The sequence below is a fragment of the Sphaerothrix gracilis Ecp01 genome, from assembly GCF_030405905.1.
Taxonomy (GTDB): domain Bacteria; phylum Cyanobacteriota; class Cyanobacteriia; order Phormidesmidales; family Phormidesmidaceae; genus Sphaerothrix; species Sphaerothrix gracilis.
In genome coordinates this window covers 1-7991 of sequence record NZ_JASATW010000062.1, presented here as the reverse complement: position 1 = coordinate 7991, position 7991 = coordinate 1, and the positions used below count along the sequence as shown (strand labels likewise).

The 7991-nt window shown below is 53.2% G+C and carries 6 protein-coding genes, 1 pseudogene and 1 CRISPR repeat array; of the genes and pseudogenes, 3 read left to right on the top strand and 4 right to left on the bottom strand.

What is annotated here, in order from left to right; genetic code table 11:
- Positions 1–153: 153 nt before the first annotated feature.
- A complete protein-coding gene (locus QJQ48_RS27215) occupies positions 154–1434 on the bottom strand; it encodes a caspase family protein (protein ID WP_346294369.1) in 1281 nt (426 codons plus the stop codon).
- 456 nt (positions 1435–1890) lie between these two features.
- Between QJQ48_RS27215 and QJQ48_RS27210 the strand changes: the two genes are divergently transcribed.
- Positions 1891–2154 carry a hypothetical protein gene (locus QJQ48_RS27210; RefSeq protein WP_346294368.1) on the top strand — a complete coding sequence of 88 codons (264 nt, stop codon included), beginning with the start codon at positions 1891–1893 and terminating at the stop codon, positions 2152–2154.
- Here the strand turns inward: QJQ48_RS27210 and QJQ48_RS27205 are convergent.
- The gene (locus QJQ48_RS27205; protein WP_346294367.1) at positions 2151–2723 is read right to left on the bottom strand and encodes a Uma2 family endonuclease; all 573 of its coding nucleotides are present in this window, start codon (positions 2721–2723) and stop codon (positions 2151–2153) included. The two genes, QJQ48_RS27210 and QJQ48_RS27205, sit on opposite strands and share 4 nt — an antisense overlap.
- Positions 2724–2832: 109 nt before the next feature.
- Here QJQ48_RS27205 and QJQ48_RS27200 point away from each other — a divergent pair, with 109 nt between their 5' ends.
- Positions 2833–3981 carry a hypothetical protein gene (locus QJQ48_RS27200; protein WP_346294366.1) on the top strand — a complete coding sequence of 383 codons (1149 nt, stop codon included), beginning with the start codon at positions 2833–2835 and terminating at the stop codon, positions 3979–3981.
- 448 nt (positions 3982–4429) lie between these two features.
- Positions 4430–4814: direct repeats of the CRISPR family, unit length 35 nt; unit sequence CTTTTAACTTCCTCGGAAGTTGAACTAATGGAAAT.
- A 133-nt stretch (positions 4815–4947) separates the two neighbouring features.
- Here the strand turns inward: QJQ48_RS27200 and cas1 are convergent.
- Together cas1 and QJQ48_RS27190 are read right to left on the bottom strand one after the other, a co-directional pair.
- On the bottom strand, positions 4948–5928 hold the full coding sequence (cas1, locus tag QJQ48_RS27195) for a CRISPR-associated endonuclease Cas1 (RefSeq protein WP_346294365.1): 981 nt from the start codon (positions 5926–5928) through the stop codon (positions 4948–4950).
- A 319-nt stretch (positions 5929–6247) separates the two neighbouring features.
- Positions 6248–7654 carry an RAMP superfamily CRISPR-associated protein gene (locus QJQ48_RS27190; RefSeq protein WP_346294370.1) on the bottom strand — a complete coding sequence of 469 codons (1407 nt, stop codon included), beginning with the start codon at positions 7652–7654 and terminating at the stop codon, positions 6248–6250.
- A 66-nt stretch (positions 7655–7720) separates the two neighbouring features.
- On the opposite strand from QJQ48_RS27190, the pseudogene QJQ48_RS28455 reads away from it, so the two are divergent.
- Positions 7721–7991, top strand: a pseudogene (locus QJQ48_RS28455) (IS4 family transposase); the annotation flags it as partial.

Genomic DNA, 7991 nt, shown 5'->3' with positions numbered 1-7991 from the left:
TGTCAACCCTACCTTTCGGTGGGTCATTCAGAAGTTTCAGGGCATTCATTTTGTGCAGTTCGGACACCTCAAGCAGATTAGTAACCTGACTGATGAGCGGCGCACAATCATCCGATTCTTGGGGGCTCATGTTGAGCCTTACTATGCACCTACCTAATCTTTTGGCAACCTGCGGAATGTTGGATCAATCCCAATCCGCAGGGTTAAATCAGGCGGAATCGTGCGAGTCGCTTCTCGCAGCGGTGTCCCTGCCGGCAGCGATCGCGGCAGCGCCACCACGCCCCTCAGTCCCTGCCGCGACAGCAACTCTAGCGCTTCCCCATCGTCCTCACCTCCCCCACCTAAACGAAAACTCGCCCCCGGTGCAAACGTCGCCAAACTCTCATGGTGAATTCCCCCCAGCCAAACCCTAGCGCGATCGCCCTCAACTGCAGTGATCACAGCTTCTGCCGGTGGCACCTGCTCCGCCTGCGGCACAAAGTAGGTCTCTGTCGGCGTGTCAGTCTGATTCGGACTCACCTCTAGCAGCGGCACCTGCCCCGAGAGATCTTTCATATCGCAGCTGATATGGGCTACCGTGCCTAGAGCACTATCCGTTTGCTGCCAGAGATACTGCGTCAGCAAAAACGTAAACGCCCCAGCATAAAAGCCATCAAAACCCACATCTAGTGCCTCCTGGTGCTTCTGAGCAGCAGCAATCACAACGCCCTTGGCAACGCCGGTATCTCGGAGCTGCTGAAAGCGATCGCGGTCAATCCGCAGATCTCGTAGCCACCGCGACTGATACTCCAGCTCTGCTGGCCCAGGCCGATACAGCGTCCCATCCCACACAGAACGTATTCGAGCATTTCCTCGCGTGCCACCGCCGGCATAGCAGCTATCTAATACCACGGTTACATTTTCAGTTTGCAGCCGCTTCATCAGCAAAAACAGGGTACGGCCCATAATATGATTGACGCCCGCTTCATCAAAGACAGCATCAGCGGGCACGAAAGCGCTGTTAAAGTCATCATCATGACGCGGGCGCGGATCCAGCACCCGTGAACCATGACCTGAAAAGTGAAATACCACCACATCGTTAGGTCTTGCCTGCGCGATGAGATGCTCTTCAAAAGCACGAATAATGTTGGCGCGACTAGGCGGGTCAGCGGTCTCATCCGAAAGGACACAAATATCATCAGGGCTAAACCGAAAACGACTGATCAGCAGCTCTCGCTGCAGGTCCAGGTCAGTGAGACAGCCTTGCAGGCTCGTATAGCGACCTACGCTGGGATAATCATTGATGCCAACCAGCAGAGCTAGCTTACGCGGTGTCTCATGAGCTAAAACCCGACCATAGCGAGTGGCTTGCTGCGGCAGCGCTAACTGACTCAAGCCAGTCACCGCTAAAGCACCTCCGGCAGCTTGCAGAAAACGGCGACGGCTTGTTGGCATAGCGCAGTCATCTCATCTATAACTTCTATAAACCCACGAGAGCGTACAGCATCGCAAGGTAGCGTAATATAAGCCTAGGCTAGTAGCAGCATGAAGTGTAGATCTTGCCATCGCTACCTCTAGCTGTCCGCTACCGGGCAGCAAATGCTTTAGCAATCTACTGACTCGACCCTCATTCGCTCTCACTTCAACCTAGAGCACCATCCCACCTAACCACAACACCGCTCACGCTAACAAAATCCATCCCCAAATCCTCATAACCCCATCTATACAACAATCTCAGATGATCACCTAATGTCGGGAAGATCCCACTTTTCCTGTTAAGCGACATCAGCGAAGGCGTTCTCGTGCAGCCCACCTCTAACAAGCTGCACTTTTTTCACCAAACCCTGCTGGAATATACGATCGCCTACTGGCTCACGCGGCAATCGGCTCAGTCCCAGCGCGAGCAGTTTTTTGCTCAGCTCCAGCAGCCAAAGAGCCTCAAAGATCGCAGTGCTGTGCGCCCTGCACCGGCTAGACCCACGCTTTTTAGCGACGGTGGTGGAGCAGGATTTTCCCCGGCTGCTGCAGGCGGACTGGATTCGCAATGTTTCGGCAGTGGTGAAGACTATTGGCAAATTGGAAGGGCCGCAACCCCCCTTGTTGGATGTGGTGATTCAACGCTATGGAGAGCGGGCCAGTGTTAAGAGCTTGGTGCTAGCGGTGAGAGGACTTTAAGGGCTAATTTGAGGCGGCAGCATTTGAGCCACTTGGATTACAAAGTCGGTAAAGGCGAGCGGGGCAATTTTTAGAGACTCGGCCAAAATGGTTTGGGACTGATACTGGCCTGCGGCAGGCTGACGAAACACATAGAGCTGCCGGGCGATCACGTCTAATACCCAGTAGTCGGCAATCCTGGCTTGAGCATAAAGGGGAGCTTTGGTTTTGAGGTCATAGTTCAAGCTGGAATCGGCAACTTCAATCACCAGCAAAATCTCAGCAGGGGTGGGGTGATGGGTGCTGTAGGCCAGCGGATCGCGCCGGGCAATAACGATATCGGGTTCTGGCTCAGAGGTGTCGCTGAGGTGAATGGGATCTTGGGATTTGACAAAGACGCGGCGACCTAGGCCCTCTTTGAAGAGATCTTGAGTGAGGAGTACGGCTGAGGCGTGGGCTGTGCCTTTAGCCGCCATTGAGATGATTTCTCCAGCGATGAGTTCAGTGCGCTCGGTAGGGTGTAGGATGCCGAGTTCGCTCATGCGATGGTATTCGCTGACGATAAAGCGTCGCGGCTGAACAGCAACCATTGACTTTGAAGTTTAGGCAGTTTCTTTTATCTTACTAGCTGGCTTTTAGGGTGGGCGATCTCCGGGGGGTTACCTGTGCCACAATAACGGCAAGCGAGTCTTACTCTTTGTGACCCCCATTCCTCCCCTATCGGCACCCGCTGGCTATCGCTCCCAGGCTCAAGACACTGGGATAGAGACCGATTTGCTCTGCTTCTATCTGCTGCGGCAAAAAACAGTGGCCCAGCGTTTGCAAATGGGCACGCAGCTGATGCGTAGCGCCCGCCAGTTGGCGATTAACTGTTTTCAACAGCGCTTCAGTGAGCTGACGCCGCCGCAGTTTAAGCGCAAGCTAGCGGAGGCTTGGCTGCAGGAGTATTGCCCGGCTGACTATGTTCCAGGAGGGTCTGAGGTGACCTGGATTCAAGATTCGATTCAGCTCGCCGCCGAACTGCATCACCTGTTGACCCACGCCGCTATTCCTTACTACGTCACTGGCGGGGTGGCGACGATCGCCTATGGCGAAACCCGCACCACTCAGGATATCAATGTGGTGCTGGCTGTCTCAGGAGAGGCGATCGCGGCGCTGGCGACCCGTTTGGAGCAGGCTGGCTTTTATGTGCCGGGGGTGGACGAAGTCGCTAGCGGGCGTATGCAAACGCTACAGGTGACTCAGATTGATACCATCTCGCGGGCTGATTTGATCATTGCCGAAGATAGCGCGTATGAACGGCTCAAGTTTGAGCGCCGCCAAGCCTATACGTTGGAAAACGATGCGACGCTCTATCTGGCGTCTCCTGAAGATCTGGTGATGACTAAGCTGCGCTGGGGGCAGGGCCGTCAGTCGGAAAAGCAGTGGCGCGATGTGCTGGGCATTTTGAAGGCGCAGCAGGCGCAGTTGGACTATGACTATATGCACCGCTGGGCGGCGGAGTTTTCGCTGTCTGAGGCGTTGAGCCAGGCGACGGTGGCCGCCGGCGTGAAGGCGATCGCCGATCGGCAGTGGGCGATCGCAGTTTTTCCGGTAGTCAGCCAGGCTTGGACGATCGCGCTGAGTCGGCAGCGGGTTCAGCTACTAAGCGCTGGGCAGCAGCAGGCTGAGGGGCAGCTTTATGTTTTAGTGCAGAATGACGCAGAGCAGACTTTCAGCGTTTTGGCTAAAGCGGCGGCGAGAGAAGTGGTGCGCTATGGCTTTCAAGGTGCGGTTTTAAGCGCTGATCCGTGGCTGAGCGATCAGCAGGCGTGGCGGGCGATCGCGAGGCGGCTGGCTGAGGATTAGGTTGGTTCACGGCTAGCTTGAGGTGCAGTTGGGCCTTCTTTTATCTCACTGGCTGGCTTTTTAAGGCGGGCGATCGCTCTTTTTGTTGGTTGTTGACAGCTTTGATAAAGCAAATGCCTGTAATGCTGATTTGGTGCGGCTTTGCGATATACTCGTCGAATCGGTTCAAATTCTAAAAGCTCATTTTTCGGCATTAGCCGCGATTTAGCCTGATTAGACCTGTTTATCGCTCAAAATCTCAGAAATGCTCTGTTTCTTCTCGGAGTCTAGCGATCGCCAAAACCCGCATTCTTTCGTTAAACCCAGCGGGTGCACTGGTATACAAGGGATACAGGCGTTTTCCACAGGCTCTTATTGCAAGTCTTTCTCATTTATAAGGGCAGCGGGTAGACCCCGACGAAAATGGGGGTGTAGAATGCAGGTAGGGCAAGGGTTCTAGAACCCGACCCTTTTAACTTCCTCGGAAGTTGAACTAATGGAAATAAGAAACTCTGCAGGTTGAGGCCATATGTCCTCAGCTTTTAACTTCCTCGGAAGTTGAACTAATGGAAATTCACGCTTGGCCACCAAGTCCGTGAACATGACGCCATCCTTTTAACTTCCTCGGAAGTTGAACTAATGGAAATTGTGGGTTGCGCAATTGTAATAACTGCAAATCACCTTTTAACTTCCTCGGAAGTTGAACTAATGGAAATGCGTAAGGCTCCCGTGAGTCGAGGCAAACCCGACTTTTAACTTCTTCGGAAGTTGAACTAATGGAAACTGACTGGTATTCGTCTTGTCTTTTAAGCGTGCCAGCTTTTAACTTCTTCGGAAGTTGAACTAATGGAAACGGGTTTTCGCTAGCGAAAACCCGTTTCCACTTAATTGAAAAAGATCAAAAAAAGTCTCCCGGATGGGAGACTCAATCAAGACCCTTCGCTAAACGGTTCTCCGCCGCCAAGCGTCTTTTTTAACCCCTATCAACTATCCCCGTTCCCTCAATAACAAAGGACAATACGCTACCTCATCCCCCAACACCAGCGCCAAATACGCCTCCACCTGCAGCTCAATACACTGCCGATGCGTCGTCTCCCCCGCCACAGGATGCCAAATCGGCGACGCCAAATGCTGATCCCACTGCTGCACAAAAATATCCAACGCCGACGGACTCAAGAAAAATCCCTCCCCCAACCAAACAAAATCCTCCGGCCCAATCTGCCCCATCAGCAACAGATCCAACACCAGCGTATCCACCAGCGGCATCTGCAGCTCCGTCAAAAAATCACACACCAACGGCGGGCGCACCCACGCATCACAGTGCAAATTCGCCAGCTCCTCATCCAGCCCATACTCCCGCAATACCAACTGAATCCGCTGACTCAGCAGCGCCACCCCCAGCTCCATCAGCCGCCGCAGCGGAGCCAGCCCCCGGTTATACTGCCGCCACCCATCCGGCAGCAGCCGGTGCAGCGCCGCCCGGTAAAAAAACGTCCCCGTCTCCGCATAATTCTGCAGCACCGGCAACGACGGAGCCAGCGGCAAATCATCCCGCAGCCGTCCCAGCAGCACCAGCACCTGCTCCACCGCCGCCACTGTCTGGCTCCGCTGCCGCAGTAGCACCCCCGCATTATGCAGCTTCACCCGTACCAAGCTCTCCGCCATCTCCCGCACAAAGGTGATGTCGTGCGATCGCTCAAGCTGAGCCTGCAAATACGTCGCCGGTGCCGCCACCGGCTTCAGGTACTCCACACACTGCCCGTTCGGTTCAAAATACAGTACTGGAATTTCCAGAGACAGCGCCAGGTTCACCGCCTTCTGCGCCCACGGCTGCTGACCCAGCACAATCACCTGGTTCACCCGGTTCAGCGGCACCGCAAAGCAAAACCGCTGCTGCTGATAAACCTGAAGCTGTCGGGACTGAAGCCGCAATTCTGTCTGCGGCTGAGCTACATAAATCGTCGTCATAAGGCTTTCCTCAAACATAGAGCGATCGCTAGAAAAGCTTTTCACTCAGGCCGTTATGCCTTCTCTTCTAGCTAGTTCTATGCTCGCAAGCCCAGATCTGCGTACAGGTTTGAGCGATCGCTCTGAGTATATGACTTTAAATATGAGTTGCAATTTTGGCGTTGCTGAACCCAAAAATGAATTGAGCCTTGGACAGCCGTGAGCGAGATGCTCACACTCCGTAGGGTGCTGTTAGGCGAAGCCGTAACGCACCGCTCTACAAGGCTTCGATGCGTTACGCTGACGCTAACGCATCCTACATAAAATTATGGCTGTCTACTTACCAAGGCAAGGTAATTTCTATTTTTTCCTTAACTTGGCTAGGATCTTGTATTTTTTGGAGAAATTTCGCTCTTTCCGCGTTGTCTACTCCGAACAGAGTCATTACCTGATAGGCGTCTGCCGGCGTATGGAGTCCGTTCGATTGAATCCAGACAAATGAAGGCGTACCTAAGCTACCTCCCACTTGAGGATTGCCTTTCTCTCCTCCCTTAAAGCCGCTTTTGTAAAAGAACTCTAGCGCAGCTCCTCGCACTCTATATTTATCCCCCTCATCTCTCCACTGGTGCACCTGGCTTGGATGTTTCAGCTTGGGAGAGCGTATTAGATAAATTCGGGCATTCTTATTCAAAATATCCTGAGTACGCCCTTCTGTCTTTTTAAGCTTAGGTTTAGGTCGCTGAGGTCTAGAAAGATTGGGCGTAGCTGTCGGCTGCGGTGTGAGAGCAGGAACGCTAACCGGCAGAACTTGATCAAAGGCTGTGAGCAGGTCTTGAAAAAATTGCTCCCAAGCTTGCAAAGTACAGGGCAGAATCTCTTCAGGTGTAGTTACTTGCCAAAAACACCCACGCAGGCGGCCACTATTCCAGTGCAGCGGGCGTCTAGCGCCTCGACCTAGCCCTCCAATATGAAACGCTAGCTTCAATAAAGCCTGGAGCAAGACTAGGTGCTGATTCTTCTTGGTTTGAAGAATTAGCTTACCTGTGCCAGAGTGGGGTTTTATTTGGCTGCCTACATCTTCATCATCCAGCACAGAGATTAACTTAAAGCTGCCTTCCTGGGGCTGGGGTTCAATTCCGCCGAACACCTTCTGTTCCAATGTGCGGCAATCATCGGCTGAATATAGAGCTAAAGCTACCGCGCGAAACCAATAGCGCAAGACTCCGCGCACTGCCACAGAGCGAAACTCCGGCGTCTTCTCGTTTGGGCCATAAATGCCTTGCGACCAGAACTCAAACGGATGCTCACTACTGTGGGGATGCGTCAACGATGAAAACGATGTTGATGCGCTACCGTCAATTCGGGTCGCTTGTCCATAACCTGCGCTAACGCGAGACCCCAATCCTTCTGCTTGGAAAGCTTGCTTTAGCCAGTTTTTGACCACCTCTACATCCGCTGCCGATCCGATACTGGTACGAGTTAAGCCAATCTTCAGCGTTACCTCGGCCATCGACAGCAAAGAGTGAGGCACAGTGCCGTATCGCACCTGATTCCCTTTCCATGTCCACTGGGGATTAGCCATATCTAGTTTCAGACAGGGAGCCGTTGGAAAGGCATCTAAAATTTGAACCGCCGCTACCGCCGCCTTATCTCCCTCCAAAAAGCCTAAGAGCCGGTTGAACGCTTCTTGCTGCGCGTTACGTGCCCACGCTCTCAGAAAGCCCTTAAGACTGCTGCCTCTGTACAGGACAAAACCTTGAAGAGTAGGTAAGAAAAGGGTTTCATGGAATTGCGAAAGACCAACGAAACCCTTATGGAACAGGTTACTCTACTGCGCGATACCCTGCGAAGTCACCTCAACTGGCACGGTGCTCGATTGACATTCCTAGCAATGTTTCTCATGCCCTGTTGCAAGTGAGAACGGTCAATTTTAGCGACTTGGCCGTGGCCTTTTGCAGTCGGGCTCAGAGCGAGTCAAGTTACAAGCGCCTGCAACGCTTTTTCCGGGACTATGAACTTGATGAAAGCGCTCTGATCCAAATGGTGGTGAGCTTGCTGAAGATACCCGAACCCTGGGTCCTTTC